The 16,240-nt window shown below is 45.0% G+C and carries 7 protein-coding genes and 2 pseudogenes; 6 read left to right on the forward strand and 3 right to left on the reverse strand.

The features are described 5' to 3' along the window. Positions 1–979 precede the first annotated feature (979 nt). Together AC0YOA_RS37645 and AC0YOA_RS37650 are read left to right on the forward strand one after the other, a co-directional pair. Positions 980–1,375, forward strand: a complete 396-nt coding sequence (locus AC0YOA_RS37645; protein ID WP_475790887.1) for a MerR family transcriptional regulator — start codon at positions 980–982, stop codon at positions 1,373–1,375. Continuing rightward, positions 1,372–2,142, forward strand: a complete 771-nt coding sequence (locus AC0YOA_RS37650; protein WP_475790888.1) for a carboxymuconolactone decarboxylase family protein — start codon at positions 1,372–1,374, stop codon at positions 2,140–2,142. The genes AC0YOA_RS37645 and AC0YOA_RS37650 overlap by 4 nt, the downstream gene beginning before the upstream one ends. 991 nt (positions 2,143–3,133) lie before the next feature. Here the strand turns inward: AC0YOA_RS37650 and AC0YOA_RS37655 are convergent. Both AC0YOA_RS37655 and AC0YOA_RS37660 read right to left on the reverse strand, forming a co-directional pair. Then, on the reverse strand, positions 3,134–3,715 hold the full coding sequence (locus AC0YOA_RS37655) for a GNAT family N-acetyltransferase (protein ID WP_475790889.1): 582 nt from the start codon (positions 3,713–3,715) through the stop codon (positions 3,134–3,136). 616 nt (positions 3,716–4,331) lie between these two features. Then, positions 4,332–5,279: pseudogene (locus AC0YOA_RS37660) on the reverse strand (transposase); the annotation flags it as partial. A gap of 312 nt (positions 5,280–5,591) precedes the next feature. Between AC0YOA_RS37660 and AC0YOA_RS37665 the strand changes: the two are divergent. The 4 genes from AC0YOA_RS37665 to AC0YOA_RS37680 all read left to right on the forward strand — a co-directional run bounded on the left by AC0YOA_RS37665 (position 5,592) and on the right by AC0YOA_RS37680 (position 15,181). Further along, positions 5,592–5,909 carry a hypothetical protein gene (locus tag AC0YOA_RS37665; RefSeq protein WP_475790890.1) on the forward strand — a complete coding sequence of 106 codons (318 nt, stop codon included), beginning with the start codon at positions 5,592–5,594 and terminating at the stop codon, positions 5,907–5,909. A 63-nt stretch (positions 5,910–5,972) separates the two neighbouring features. Next, positions 5,973–7,205, forward strand: coding sequence for a phosphatidylinositol-specific phospholipase C (locus tag AC0YOA_RS37670; RefSeq protein ID WP_475790891.1), 1,233 nt, complete (start codon positions 5,973–5,975; stop codon positions 7,203–7,205). A gap of 823 nt (positions 7,206–8,028) precedes the next feature. Continuing rightward, complete coding sequence (locus AC0YOA_RS37675) at positions 8,029–14,460, forward strand: immunoglobulin-like domain-containing protein (RefSeq protein WP_475790892.1); 6,432 nt, start codon at positions 8,029–8,031, stop codon at positions 14,458–14,460. 385 nt (positions 14,461–14,845) lie between these two features. Beyond that, complete coding sequence (locus tag AC0YOA_RS37680; RefSeq protein ID WP_475790893.1) at positions 14,846–15,181, forward strand: S-layer homology domain-containing protein; 336 nt, start codon at positions 14,846–14,848, stop codon at positions 15,179–15,181. 644 nt (positions 15,182–15,825) lie between these two features. Here the strand turns inward: AC0YOA_RS37680 and AC0YOA_RS37685 are convergent. Continuing rightward, positions 15,826–16,110, reverse strand: a pseudogene (locus AC0YOA_RS37685) (transposase); the annotation flags it as partial. Positions 16,111–16,240: the final 130 nt, after the last annotated feature.

A 16,240-nucleotide genomic window follows, 5' to 3' on the forward strand; every position in this document is an offset into this window, starting at 1 on the left:
AGTCCCACGGGCACGAACGTTCAATCCCCGGCTATGGCTATCTTACGACCACATAAAAATGAGGTCCACCAGAAAGATCTGGTGACCTCATAATACGAACGGGTACGATAGCTCAATAAGCACGAAGAGACGGCAGCCGGTAAAATGGCTGACGTCTTCTTATTTAACTGGCAAGCCAATGCAACATTTTCGTTCCAACTTCGTTAAATATTGGGAGGAGAGATATTAAGGCTTCCAAAAATTAGACAGATGTGCTTCATTCCTAAATAAGGTGATGAAAGGAGCTCTAGTCAATGGAAGTCAGTTAATCGGAACACCTAACCTAGTAACAGACACAGACAATACCAGATTAAAAGCATTGATTGGAGACTGAGTTTTGAAAAAATTTAGATTTAATATCATTTTTGTCATTGTAAATGTCATTATCCTTCTGATTTGTTATAAGGGGTAGTACCAGCGTAACTGTCACCAAGGGCAAAGTGGATGTTATTAAATGCGAAATTTGTTAATGACCTCGTTATATTCCTGCTGAGCATCGGTGATTGCAAGCTTTGAATAGATTTCTAATGACTTTCGGCTTTCATGTCCGGAATACGGTTATATGAGTGCGTCATCGATGCCCTGCTTTTTGAGCCAAGTCAGCAGGAAATGCCGCAACTTATGTGGCGACAAGTTTTGAACAAGGCCAGCTCCATCCTAATATTTGGGTCCTTGTACTTTTTCTTCCACGATGATTCAAATAATTTCTTTGCCATCTCCGGACACCTCACTTATGAATGCATTTTTTTCGCACTCTCGGTTCTCCGTGTCCATTATTAAGTCTAACTCCACATCAACGTTTTTTTATTTCCTCAGTTACCGGGCAGTTATATGCAGTTAAATATTACAAAATTTATTAAAGGAGGTGAAAAAGTGACTTTGCATCGTTTTATCGTGCCTCTATTGACTTAGAGCACGCTCTAAGATGTAAACTTACTCTATGGAAAAATATTTAAGCATTCAAGCCATTTCTAACCTTACTGACATCACCGTACACACCTTGCGTTACTATGAGAAAAATGGTCTGATTCATGCGATAGCTAGGGGTTCGAACGGTCGCCGCCAATATTCTGCAAACGATCTAGCATGGATTCGTTTTTTGGTAAGGCTTCGAATGACAGGAATGACCATTCGGCAAATGCAACAGATCGCTGACTTGAGAAGACAAGGTTCCGCTACAACCAAAGAAAGGAGAATTCTGCTGGAAGCCCACAAGAAAAAGTTAGTGGAACAGATCGAGAGACTTCAAGAACATTATGAAGTCATCAACGAAAAAATAGAGATTTACCGTCAATGGGAATTAGAAAACCAACAACTGGAGGTAGCTGAGCAATGAACTCATCATATGAAAACGGAAAAAAACTGTTTCAAGAAACTGATGAAGCAGGTATTCAGGGAGTCATTAATGGTTTAAGTGACGTATCCCCACACATCAGTAGATACATTATTGAATTTTTCGGGCAACTTTTCAGTAATCCCGTACTAAACTATCAACAAAGAGAAATGATCGTGATCTCTGCGTTAATTTCATTAGGCGATACTCCAAATCAACTCAAATGGCACATGAACTTCGGCTTAAAAGTTGGGATCACGCCGAACGAAATTATAGAAATTGCTACCCATTGCATTCCGTTTTGCGGCTTTCCTCGTGCTTTAAATGCCGTTGGCGTTGCAAAACAACTTTTTGCTGAACAAAATATCGAAGTAAACATCGAGGACGAGCTTCTACAAAATATAGGAGAACGGCGAGAACGAGGCTTGGCAAAACTTCAGGAAATCGATGGCAAACATGGCGAAGAGGTTGTAGATTCACTTGCCGCTATTGCTCCTCTGTTAGCTGAACAAATTATCGAATTTTCGTTTGGTGAAATCTACAGTCGCCCAGGATTGAATCCTAGACAACGTCAACTCGTCACGTTAGGAGCCTTAACTGCTCAAGGTGGGTGCGAGCCGCAGTTGCATGTTCATCTCAATGCCGCAATTCGTGTAGGTCTAACGAGACAAGAAGCGATTGAGGCACTACTACAATGCTCCCCTTACACGGGATTCCCTAAAGTGTTGAACGCTATAAAAGTTGCGAAAGAGATCTTCTTACCGCATTAATAGTTGAATTTGATTGGGCTGCCACGTGGCGGCCCTTTTCACAACTAACGTACTCGTTAGTTCAGCGTTATCCATCATTTGGATACTATAGAAAGTCATCGATCAACGAGAGTCCTTTGAGGATCCGCATCTGACTATCTTGTAGAAAATCGCGCGTCCAATCGTCCGGCTGAAATAAACCCAACTCCGGTACATCCCGACGAATACAATAATTTCACGAAGCCTAAAGTTACAGACGAGTTGAGTAAATACATTGATGGTATATTTTAAAAGTAGTCGTCATTATTAGATTAAACTAACGGATTACGAGAGAGGAAATTCGTAATACGTTCGTGTAGGGTAATTATACAGAGGGTGAATAAATGTGATGTGGTCTGTGCTCATATTTTTGATGGTAAACGCATTTTGCTGTATCGTTATTTACAATTTTATTAAAATAATACCAAAGGTCAATAAGATAACTGCATGTATTTTGGCCTTAATACTTGCGGCTGTTTTTACTTATAAATGGGTAGATAATATAGCAAGCAATTTGTTGACTCCAATGCCCTAGTCCTAAAAAAATAGGAGGATATGAACCGAACGTATACATCCATTACCGTATGTCAGGCATTCAACTAACGGTTTACGATAATTCAACACATCATGGAGCAGTTGGCCGGCGGCAGCTGCTCCATGACTCGTTGTTAGCGTGGTGATTGAAGGGTTCCTTTCATAGAGCCCCTAACCTTCTTGTCGTCCACATTATCACATGTGATTCGGGATCTGATTGTTTGCACCGGTAATCTTTCAACGTCTCTACACTGGCTTCTGCAGCTTTTTCTGTACTTCTCGCACTAAAACAGACAGATACCGCTATATTATTTTCAACGATCATAAAACAAGGCTCTCGATGTTTAATTCTGAAAGCAAGTTAGAAAATTCGGCTCTTAAGCAGTCTTTATTGTCCTCAGTAACTATGATCGCCTGTGACTCTTTTTTATAAAAAATTTTATTTATATTCCATATATATCATATGATCAATTCCGCTGTACTTACTGTATTTGTGTTTGATTCGTTTGAACTCTTTGTAACCTAACTTTTCATACATTTTCAGTGCATTTGTGTTGTTATCGGCCACAACCAAAATGTATTCATTATATTGTGGTAATACAAAGATATGATTCATGATGGCAGTTGCTACACCTTTACCTCTGTATTTAACAGAAGTTGCAACGAATTCTAACCATGCCCTTTTCTCACCCACTTCAATCGGTGGTTTTTGAAATTCTCGATTAAACACAATGTAAGCAAATGTTCCTTTCAAAAAACCTAAATGATTCTTTAATTCTTTTTTACTATGATCAATAGGCATAATTTTCCCATCTGTACAGGCTGTTATTCCAGCTATTTCTCCATCGACTAACGCCACGTAAAAAACGTCTAGCACAAACATATGCTCGAAAGCTATGGCTAGCTTTCTTCTGTCCTTTGAAAAAAAAGTGTGGTGTTCTCCAAACCCTTCCACAAAAATCTCACTGATCTGTTTTCTTGTGCTTTCTCCCAACTCATTCGCCTTTTTAATTTCAATCATTATGTAACTCCCTTCATTTGGATGTTGAATATTAATCATCAGAAGTATGGGCCGTCCTCACGGTAAGTTATACTTATTTATATTTAGTTTAGCGTAATAGAATACGATCTTTTTTATTGTTTGTATCCACTTGATCCATTTAGACTTTTAACACTATTGCTATAAACATAAATCATTTCATGTTCCAGACTGCCATTACGTTTGCTGAGATGCGGCTTTAATCATTAAGCTCCCTCGGTACGATTTACTATTCTCACGAATGCTCGCTTATTCGCAGGATTTCACCCTTGCCAAAAATACAGAAAGATAGTAAGAGAACCCTCGTGGTAGACCCGGACAACATGAAGGCGTGAGGAAATAGAGGGGGGAGCTTACGACCCCATATCCTTCCATATCCTGCAAGCTTCTCCACGCCGCCCCTGGAGGTTTTCACTCCCATGTCTCAACGGGTCGATGCCCTCTCATTCCTTCGTTACGCCTGTCCAAGGGGTGGAGGCCGGCCTTGCTAACGGTACGGGTCGGTGCCCTTTGGTTTAATGCATCCGGTACGCCGTGCTTTCTTTGAAATCCCGCGAATAAGCCAAAATTCGTGCAACGTAACGGTAATCAGTATCGATTAAGCGGCTAGCTGGGTCGGCAACGTTTTAGGGGTTGTAGGCTTCACCGCTGCGAGCCATTCCAACAAGTATTCAGCGCTAGCTTGCCACACAATTTCATAATGGACCTCATTTTCTTTATCTTCTTCACCTGCACATTATATGCATGCATCGCTTGGAATTCCGGGTTGTTCATGACCAAACTCATGGTCATCATGAAAATGAAACGGCGGAGGCGAGATCGTCTGCGTTTGCTAATCTTCATTTGTCCGGTCCATTTGCCTGAGCTTGCTTCTGCAAGGTTGAGGCCAGCATGACGCAGTAGGGCATTGCCGTGAACAAATCCGCTCAAATCCCCAGCCTCGCCTAAAACACCAGCCAGTGAAACGGCGCTGATCCCTTTAACAGCAAGCCTAAATTTCGCAAATGGAATCCGTTCTAAAATGGCAACAATCTCCGTCTCTACCATTTCTAGCTGCAGACAAGCAAGGTCTTACTCATCAAGTAATTACTTCAGGTGAAACTTGTAGGCATGTATGGCTTGTTTAGAACCAATAGAACGACGAGCAAGAGAGATAAGGGCTCGAGCCCTTCGCTCACCAGCATGCCGTTTCATAAGGGTTTTCCAACCTTGTACGTCGTCTTGGGGCTGTAAGGTACACATGTCCTCGGGCGTTGGAAAAAGACGAGGTTGTGCACATGATGTTCGTGAAGACTTGCCGCAGCTCAGGGAAAACCACGTCGACAAAGCGGTGGATTTGGTTCTTCGCACTAACGAGTCTCGTTACGACGAAGTTGCGATTGGAGAGAAAGACACGTAGTTCTTCAAAGGCTGCTGGTGTGTTGCGAGTAACCGAGTAGTAGCCGTTCTTGACCATGTCGGCAATGACAAGAGCATCCTTTTTGTCGCTCTTGGATGGCGTATTGTCGCGGTTCTCCTTGTTCTTTTCCACCAGATGAGGATTGACTTCATAGTAGAGCGTCCTCCTAAGATGATGGGATTTAAAGGGCTATGACCCGTTGCGTACTCCCATCGTACCGAGGCGCTCGTTTTTTTGCAAAGCGGTAATTTAACGCTCTACAGGAATGCTAACGGAGTACGATAGTGAGGATCTTGCCGCGCGGCAGTTCCTTTTTCGTTTGTTGAAGAAACGGGTACGAACTGGAGGAGCTTGCCACGTGGCAGCCTCCTTTTTTCTATTGAAGAAACGGGCAGTTTAATCCCAATATGTGGCACTACATTGTAAAAAAGTGCTTGGAAACTGAAAGAGCGTTTAGTAATGAATGTTGTGAACGCAACAAAAGATGACTTGAACGGATGGTTAGAACTAGCTTCTGAAGTCGAATATCTTTTTGGCCCGATGGTAGATGACCCAAAGTTTTTTCAGGCAATAGAGAAAAATATAAATCAACAATCTGCGCTTTGCGTGCGGGAAAAAGATGGATTACCAGGTTCTCGCTTACTCGGCGGGGTTTTATTTTCTTCACCAAAATCCCCAAGCTACAAGATTGGATGGCTATCGGTTTCATCTCATGCGAGAAACAAAGGAATCGCAACAGCGCTAGGGCTGCCAAATAAATCATTATCTTCCAAATAGTCGCATATGTTTCTCCATGGGATAAACCCATAATGCCGTATGGCATAAAAGGAGGAAGATGAAGTGGCATCGATTCGTACTGACTTGAGATTAACTAATAACACCCCTCTTAACATGAAACGAATTTGGGTGACGGAAACGGATAACTATGATTGGGATGGGGGATCGCGGCCTGATCATAATTTTCAAAATGTAAGCCTTGCATCCTATGCATCTAGAGAAGAGCGCGAAGAACTCAATTATTGGGCAGGCTCGGCATGGTACAGGCTTCATGTGGAATTCCAGAATGGCGATTATATTTCTTTCAGAAACAATCAGTACGATGCTCGTCATGATCATAAACGTGAGATAGGAATGGATGGAGAGAGTGCAGGAAAGCTTATCGCGACACAAATATCCGGTGATAATTGGAACAAGATCACGATTTCCATTCGCGTCCCTACAAACGGTTGGATGGACAAAGTGTCGGGAAGCAGTAAACTGTCTGAGTTCAACATTCCTGGCACTCACGACACTTGTGCTCTGTATGGCGGAGATCTGGCGATTTGTCAAACGCAGAGCCTCAGAGAACAGCTGGATTCTGGTATTCGTTTTATTGACATCCGCTGTCGGCATATCGAAGACAGGTTCGCAATTCACCACGGCGTCATGTTCCAGCACTTGATGTTCGGAGGCGGAGTCAGAGATGTCTGTCTAAGTTTCCTGCAAGCGCATCCGAGAGAAACGATTATTATGTCTGTTAAGCATGAATATGATGATGCAAATGATACAAGGAGCTTTGAAGATACGTTTCGATGGTATCTCGAAGGTAATGAATCCATGTGGTACCTCGGGGACACAATACCAACCTTGGATCAGGTTCGGGGTAAAGTTGTTTTAGTCCGACGATTTGGTGCAAATGCTGTGTTGGGCATTGATGCGACAAGTTGGAGTGATAATGCTACGTTTTCCATTAATAATCCAGGTGCTGTACTTCGCATTCAAGATGAATATAAGGTACCAACAGTGTTCCAAATCAGTAAGAAATGGGATCATGTGAAATCCCTATTGGATCAGGCTCAAAAAGGCAATCTTGAGGACTGGTACCTTAACTTCACATCCGGTACATCGGCAGGCGCCTATCCATATACGGTAGCAGAAGGAAGCCCGGGTATTGAAGGTCTAAATTCCCACATGTATAGTTACTTGGATCAAGTAACTTCGAAGCGAATAGGTACGATCATCATGGATTTTCCGAATAAACCGATCACAAGTTTGGTTGAAAAGATCATTGCATCCAATAAGTTTTTGCTATAGTTGCGTCGCTGGATTTAAGATAAAACGTTGAATGAGTACTACGTTAAGTATTTTGTATCTCGATAACTTGGAGTATGATGCTTCACGAATAACAGCCTGCTTACGCACTTTTCCTTCATAAAGTAGGGTGAGAGTAATCTGCTTACCTGGAAGTTAGTGTTATTATTAATGTCGTGATTCAACTAATGTCGGACGACAAGAACATAGCGATACAAACCCGCATAAACCGCGGGTTTTTGTTTTCAATCGGACAAGTTATTGTCGCGGACGAACGACAATAACTTACTTGCCTCGCTTTTCTTTGAATAATTTGAAACTCCTTGCATCTTGTTTACCTGATAATTAGATAGTGCCGGGTAGTAGTGGCTAATTTCGTAGTCTGTGTTCATTAAGGTAATATTGCCCCCGTAAAGGATAAGATTACCTCATTGGAACTCTATTGCAACACTCGTATGATAAGATAAGTCCACAATATATACAGAGTGTGTTCGGGGAAATTATTACAGGGTTAAAAGAAGTAAGATTACGTTATTTGCACGTACGCTTATCGCTCTTTGAATCCTGTTATTTTTTTGAGCTCGTGAAAACGCTAACATCGGATCGATTGTGGACGGATGCGCTTTTACAAGATAGGACAAATGGAATAGTAGAGGTGATGCGGCGGCGAGCATAAAAGCGGGAAAGTGTTGTCAGGCCTCACATGAGGGGTTCATATCAAGATGAAAGCAGCATGGAAGGTCAGTGAAGAATGTGAAAATTCGCATTAAAGAGTTATGGGATCTCTTCTAAACCTAAAAACATGATATATGGAGGAAATTTAAGAATGATAAAAAGACGGTTATTAGCATCTTTACTTGTGACAGCGATGCTACTTACTTTGTTTTCTCTGCCTGTGACAGTAAGCGCGGCATGGGGAGCTGACGTATCTCTTTTGACCGTAAATGCAGGTGCAGATGGTAATATGGCGACATACGCCGATGCGCCGGACGGACAGAAAGCGTGGAGTTTAAACACCGGAACCTCAATGGGCGGGGGGCCTTGGGATAACCTCTTTACGCCGAGCGTGGCGCCTCTAAGAGATGTATCCGCTTACAAAGACGGCTATCTCGTTTTCGAGATGTACATTCCCAATGCGAGCTTTAAAAATATGCAAGGAAATAACTGGCTCGTCATCGTAAGCGACAGTAATCCCGCTGGTGACAAGTTTAACACCGATTCTCGTCTCCAACTTGATGTAAGCGGGGTCACAACTGCAGCGGTGGGCACATGGGCGACGGTTTATACGAAGTTATCGACGACAAGTGCCGTAGCCGGAAATTTCAATGACGCCTGGTTAGACAAAGTAACCAGACTGGCCATGCATCTGCAATGGGATCCTAGTGTCCCTAGCACCGACGTTTTCATAAAAAACCCGCGTTTCCAGAAAAGTACGTTAAGCGTTCCGGTTTCACCGTCAACGACTCCCGCACTTGACGTAGCAACAAAAACAGTAACTGCGAACACACCGGCTAGCGGGCAAGCTGTGGAATTCGCAATAAGCGAAGACGGGATCGCTCCCGCATCCGGTTGGGTGGATGGAATTAATAACGATAATGTTTATACTCATCAATTTGCCACATTACCTTCAGCAGACACCTACTATGTATTCGCGCGCGCGAAAGCAGACAGCGGTTACAACTTCATCGGCGCATCTTCAAGAATTACTGTAACGTCTGTTGACGAACAAACACTGGTCAATGAAGCGGCGGCGTCTCTGACATGGGATACGATTAAAGGTAATAATACTTCGAATAACGATGTAAAATCACAACTTAGTCTTCCGACAACATTAGGAACAACTAACGTAGCATGGTCTTCGGGCAATGCGGCAATAAGCAACACGGGAAGCGTAAATCGTTTATTGAATAGAGAAGAAGACAAAACTGTAGTACTCACAGCGACAATAACCAAAGGCAATGCAACACCAGTTAATGTAACATTTAATTTGACAGTAGCCAGTACGGCCAACGAACTTGCTGAAGTGTTCATTGACTTCAACGATTCTAGCACATTCGTTCAATCGGGCAACAAACTTCAAGGCAACGGCATCGGCATCAGCCTCGACGGAGACAGTAGCCCAGTGGTGGTCGCACTACAAAGCGGTGTAAACGCTGCTAAGGTTGGCGACTTTATTTACGTCATTGTAGACGATCCTCGACTTGACCAAGTAAACAAGGTCGAATTAGCGGTCACCTACTGGAGACCGAGCGCAACCAACGGTATTTCGTTACAATATAATACCATCTATCCCGGCAGTTTCTCTGGGTTTGATGCGTATAGAGGAGCGAATATTCCGGCGACAGGAAGCGGCAGCACTTGGGTAACTTCCAAAGTTGTGCTGAACGGAGCTAATTTTGAGACAGGAAGACAAAATCAAGGCGCGCATTTCCGGTTCGCTACAGCCGGAGCAATCATTCAGAGCATTCGAATAACCGAAATTCCTCCAACGGATGCAGAAGCGATACAGCTTGCTTCGGACGCGCTCACTTGGGACGCGATCAAGGGCACGAATACGAGACAGGATCTGGTTGAAACCGATTTGACGCTTGCTACGGCGGGTTCTACGAGAACGAACATCGTATGGACATCTACCAATAACACGGTTATCAACAGCAACACCGGCGAGGTAGATCGTCAAGAAAACAATGAAGCCGTAACCCTCACGGCGACAATAAGCAAAGGTACGGCAGCATCGGTTGTTAAAACCTTTAATATCGTCGTTCGCGGAACGGGTACCGGAACCGACGGGGATGCAGTAAGTCATATGATCAACAAGCTGACATGGGATTTAATCAAAGGCGTGAATGCTTCCGAGGGTAATGTGACGACGAATCTCGTTCTTCCGTTGATGGGCGAGAACATGACGGATATTACATGGACGACAAACGACGCTACTCGCATAACCGCTGCAGGCGTAATCCCGACCAACCGTCCGGACGGCGGCGGTGCTGTAACGCTCACGGCGACGGTCAAGAGAGGTCCGGTGGCCGCTCCTGTCATCCAGACTAAAATATTTGAGTTGACAGTTCCGGACAGATACGATTACGAAAGCTACATGAGAACGGCAATCGCTCAGACACACGACGCGAAGGATTGGGCGATCTCCGACTTTAACGTACTCGCTTTCGGTGCGAAATCAGAAGCGATGGCAGCAACGGAAGGCTTAGTTAATGTCGATAACAGAGAGGCCTTCCAAGCGGCGATTGACGCGGCTTATAATGACGGCGGCGGCGTAGTCTATATTCCGGCGGGAACCTATGCGTTCCGTACGGAAACGACCGGCACGGTAAGCGTTCAAAGCACGACCGGCAATACGACCTACGAATATAAACAAGTATTAAAATTACGGGCAGGCGTACAGCTCCGCGGCGAATGGGATAACCCGGATGCGGCTGGTTACGACGGAAAAATCGACGGAACCATTCTCGCAGTATATGCCGGCAAGGGTAGCGCCAATTATGACACGTATGTTGACTCCGACGCGAGAGAAAATCAGACAGGCGGCAAAGTAGTCGCTAACGTGTCCGATCGATTCATCGACATGGAACAAGGCACAGGTGCATCTAACCTTTCAGTATGGTATCCCGAGCAGGATATAACTCAGAACACCGAGGTTGAAGTGAGAGGCGAAGATGGTCAGAAAACTGGGGAAACGGAAATAATTAAGGGCATTCCGTATCCGTGGACGTTCTATCAGAGAACCGGAAACAGCGTGACGCTGGATAACGTTACTCTTGTCAACGCTTGGGGAGGATTCATCTCCCTGCCGAGCGAAATGCATTATGTTCTGAACAGCAATATAACGGCACTCTACAAGGGTATCGTGATTCACACCTGTACGGACATCGGACGGATCGAGAACGTTAACATTGACCCGAAATACTGGGCGAATTCAGGACTTGTCGGCGCACCGTCTCTAGCGGACGCGAAAGCGTACACAAGAGTGAACGCTACCGGATTTATGATGCATCGCTCAGACTGGGAATACGTATCGGGATTGAACATTTCCGGGTATAAGACGGGGATGTGGATCGGAAGAGAACCGGGCGGCGATGAAGCTCCGAACGCGCAGTTCTACGGATTGAAAATCGAAGACAGTCAAACGGGTATCTATATTGATAACGTTAACGGTTTCGGTCTGCTGATCTCGAATTCGGAATTCGGCGGCGACACTGCAGCATATTTCAACGAACGGTTCAACACTTCCGTTCAATTCAACGGAGTTGCATTCAAAGGTCCGATTGTAAGCGAAGCCAGAGGCGGTGTTATATCGTTCGAGGATAGTACGTTCGACGAATATGACGATTACGCGCTGAACTTCCTCAATCGAGGCAACGCATTAGTCAGTCAGAGCAACTTCAAACAGGCAGACAAACATGCACATCTCGGAGCAAACTTCGGAACGTTCAAATCGGTGAATTCCGGTTATAACCTTAACATCGAGAGCGCTGACCTTGCCGCTCACATCGATAACCTTGATCTTGACGTTAAGGCTGACGGTACTAACACCGCAGTACAAATCGTTAATGACGTTGAATATCTGTTTGAACCTATTCCGAAAGACGTAAAAACAGATATTGACGTGCATCCGAGATCGACATCTAACGCAGTGCTTAGACTTGACTTACCGCGCTCGTTAACAAGCAGCGCACCGAACGTGGATATATCCGTACAATTGCAGGCAGCTCTTAACTATATTAAAGAGAGCGGCGGCACGGTATATTTACCGGGTGGAAGATATTTACTGAATAATCCTGTCATCGTTCCCGAAGGTGTTGAACTCAGAGGGACATGGGACGTTCAGCACCATACGCAAGGCGGCGGCACGGCGATATTCACGACTTACACCGGTGGCGCTCAGGGAGAAAACGGAGCTTCTCTTATTCAGCTGGAGGCGCACGCAGGTCTCAGAGGACTTAACATTACGCAAGCGAATATAACCAGCGTCAACCTCAACAGTCCCGACCAAACGATAAAAACTCCGTTCTTGGTACAGGGACAAGGTGCAGGCGTATATGCAATCAATTTAACGATCCCGATCGGGGATAAAGGTATAGACCTCGCTTCCTATAAAACCGACGGTCACTATGTCGATTATTTAGGCGGTACGCTCTTGAGAGCAGGCATCTGGGTCGGGGGAGGCTCGGAAGGCGGATTTATTAGAAATATGCAACTCAATCCGCATTACGCTTTGAGACTTCCTGGAGGTCAAGGATACACGGCGCCTTCCGGCGATGTGTACGGATTCGTACAAAGATACCTCAGTGCGCTCAAATTCTCCGATGTGGAAGACGAGACGATTTTCAACAATTTCGTTTACGGTTCGGTATACGGCGTACACTTCCTGAAAAGAGATTTGGGGAACGGTGAATTCGCATACCCTGGAAAATTGACGATGATCGGTCACGGCTCGGACGGATGCGCGTATTCTTTGTATGTGGAAGACGCGGACGAACACACCAAAATCATCGCGATCAACTCGGAGCTGGTTAATACGAACATCGCGACGGAGCCGGACAGAGCGTATGTCAGAATGGGCGATGTACCTAATACCGCAAAAATCCACCCCGACGCTGAACTTGTTCTGTACAACAGCGCGTTCTGGGGAAGCCCGAGCGTAGCAGGAGCAATCGTCAATAACGGTATCGTTCGTATCCAGCAAGGAAACTTTACTCAGCTGCCAGGCAACAACCCGGGTATAGACGTCTACGGCGGAAAAGCGAATGTATACTCCTCTTACTTCCAGCCGTCAAAGAACGGTCAGAATAATAATGTGTATGCAAAGCTGCGCGACGGCGGCACATCGATCGAACTTAGCAACAACTATTACGCGTCCGGTTTGAGAAACAGCACGCCAGCCAACAACCCGTACGGAATTTATGGCTCGGATTTAATGGCGGAACCGTTCGTGTATAGCATTACGCAAAGCGGAGCTGAACAACAATTCAACTTCAAGTATAATGTCGGAGGAAGAACCTCTGCACCTGGGACATTAACCATTGCTTCCCCGGCCGCATATGCTGAAGATTTCACTCCAGTCCATTTCAACGCGCTTGCGGCAGGCGAATCCGTAACGGTAGATTTACCGTATTATGTTGCAGGTCTGATCACATTCAAGCTTCAACTCGAAGACGGCAAAGCATACACCTATACGGCCAAATTTGACTCGGCTTACGCTGAAAAGGTGAGCTCTGCCGGCGCGGAAAATCCGGCGAAGAGTGCCGCAACTCCGGTATATGTTATGGACACAGAAGATTATGTAACGATGGGAACGTGGGATGGTCCGCAAGACCTCAGCGTACAATCGCATTTCGCATGGGACGACAGTAATTTATATGCGTACATTGTCGTTACGGACGACGTGCACTTCAGTAGCCAGACGGGCGGAAACATATGGAAAGAGGATAATTTGCAGTTAGGCATTGATTTGCGCAATCCTGCAACCAACAGTACGACACGGAATGAATTCGGATTCACGCTCAACAATGCTGACGAAGAAGTCGTATGGGCATGGACACGTCCTACAGGCGCCAATGCACCGGCTGCTCCGATCACGGATATCGTGGCAAAGATTACGAGAGATGAAGATACGAAAACGACGATTTACGATTTAAAAATTCCGTTTAATACTGTTCATAATAATCCTACATCGCTGCTCGCGAACGGTAGAATCGGAGTTTCCGTCATGCTCAATGAATCTGACGGCCCGGGTGAATCCGACGGCACCAGAGGCACATTTGAAGTCGTTAGTGGGCACTTAAAGAGCTCGGATTTATTTACAAATCTATATCTGCTAAACACAGGCGAATACAATGAAAGGCTTGAAGCTTCGGCAACGGCTGCCGTTTCAGAGGCTCTCGAGTCTGGATCAGCTGCCGATATCGCTATGGCTCGCAACTTTGTCACTATTATGGCAGACGGCAAAGTTAAGACAGAGTTAATGGCGTTAATTGCGCCTCCCGCCACGGTTATCGGCGCGACGCCAACGGCTTACGTAGAAAAACTCAACGGTAATAGAAATAACTTGATTATCATGGTTAGGGAAAAATATTCCGACGGTTCGCTTATTGACATCAAAAAAACGTTCTCTATCGAAAATAACTCGAAAGGTACGTATGAAGTAGGCGAATATAAAGTCTATGTTGACACAAAAGGAAACACGCAAATCCGTGAAATCTATATTGTGTCTCCAAAGCCGAGCCCGAACCTGAGTTAAACCAACAGTTAATTAAATCACTGACAAAATCCCCGGCGTCGACAAACGCGGAGAGAATCCAGACGGAGGTTACTATGCACCACCAGCATCTAAAGAGGTTAATGTAGATAATGATGGGAACGTTAGTGTTAACACAGATTCAACGATGAATTTCAGGTTAAATATTGCGCAATCCAGCTTGACTCAAAGCGAGATTGACAATGCGTTCAGTCGCGCTGCTGAAGGGGTAAATCAGACTAAAGTACAAGTATCCAGCATCCAGAATGCGGGCGGATACGGGTTAGAGCTTCCGACCTCCTTGTTCAAGTCAAGCGGATAAGAACGGATGGAGCCAACAACTAATCGATGAAGTCGGCGATCGTCCGGTATTGGATCTATCTGTCATGTGTCCGGCGAAAAAACAATCGCATGGAGCAATAGCGAAGCGCCGGTAACGATCATGATACCGTATGCACCGATAGCTTCGAGAGAAGATGTTTCCGTAATCATTAAGCGTGCACTTGATCAATGGCAGAACAAGCTGCCGAAAGTATCGTCCAAGTCAATCGACGATTTCAAGGACGGTGCGAAGGCAGCGTCATATGCAAGAGAAGGCTTGGCATATCTGCTTAGCGTCGGTTTACTCCAAGGAAACAGTGACAACGCCTTGAATCCGAAGGGCAACCTAACTCGCGCAGAAGCAGCGGTTATCTTGTATCGAATCTATACACAATCACACTAAGGAATCTAGAGAAGAAGCCAGGGAGCGCTCCCTGGCTTCTTCTTCACTTCTTACTAAGTTTTATTAATCTGGAAGTCAAAAGTTCTTGTCGAAAAATCATTGCATAGAAAATTAACCCGAGCGCGTCGTGCTGGTCGGCACCTCGCAAAAGTGGTTTTGCTTGCCCTTATTTCTGAATTTGCAGGATGGTGTCAAAACCATATGAGGGTGGAAGACAACCGAGCAGGCTGAAGAGTTGCCCTCTATCTATCTCGCGCAGAAGCCGATATGTTTTTTGGTGATGTAGCAAATCATTTCAGGCCTGTTAAAAATGCAGGGGTTTCCTTGGACGATTGTATGGATGAACTCCATTTTTTGCACTTGAATTCGAAATCTTGATTTGGTTTTGGGACGGCTGGATCGCCAGAAGATTGAGCACCTCCTGTACGTCCTTACTGTTATGGACATGAATTATCTTACTCCTCGGTGCCTCTTCTTTCGTTTTCTGGAAGGTGAACTTGAGCTCGCCGAGACCGAGGTGCTACTGCGTGACGGCGTCGAACAATCTAGACCGATCATTTCCGATGCGGAATAGGTTTTTGTTTAGTGTACATGCTTTCAAGGAGGGGGTTGCGTGGTGGTGCCGTTAAGATCGAGCTTGATTGTTAACTCTCACGAATGCTCGCTTTTTCGCAGGATTTTACCCTACCAACAAGAATTCGAGCTAATTTGTCGCATAGTTTCATAAGTGACCTCATTTTTTTCATCTTTTTCATCTGAACATTGTACATATGCATCGCTTTGAATTCTGGAGTGTTCGCAACCAAGCTCATGGCCATCATGAAGATGAAATGTCGCAGGCGAGATCGCCCGCGCTTACTAATTTTCATCTGTCCGGTCCATTAGCCAGAGCTTGCTACTGCAAGGTTGAGGCCAGCATGGCGCAGCAAAAAAATAACCGAGCTAATGATTGAACTACTATGAAAATTAAAGTCGCTGGAATCCTGTAAATGACAGCACTAAAAAAGACGCAGCGCATTCGCTTTAAAAAAGGGGAGAGCGCCTGGTTAACGATTATCG

The sequence above is a fragment of the Paenibacillus sp. JT22N12 genome, assembly GCF_056269365.1.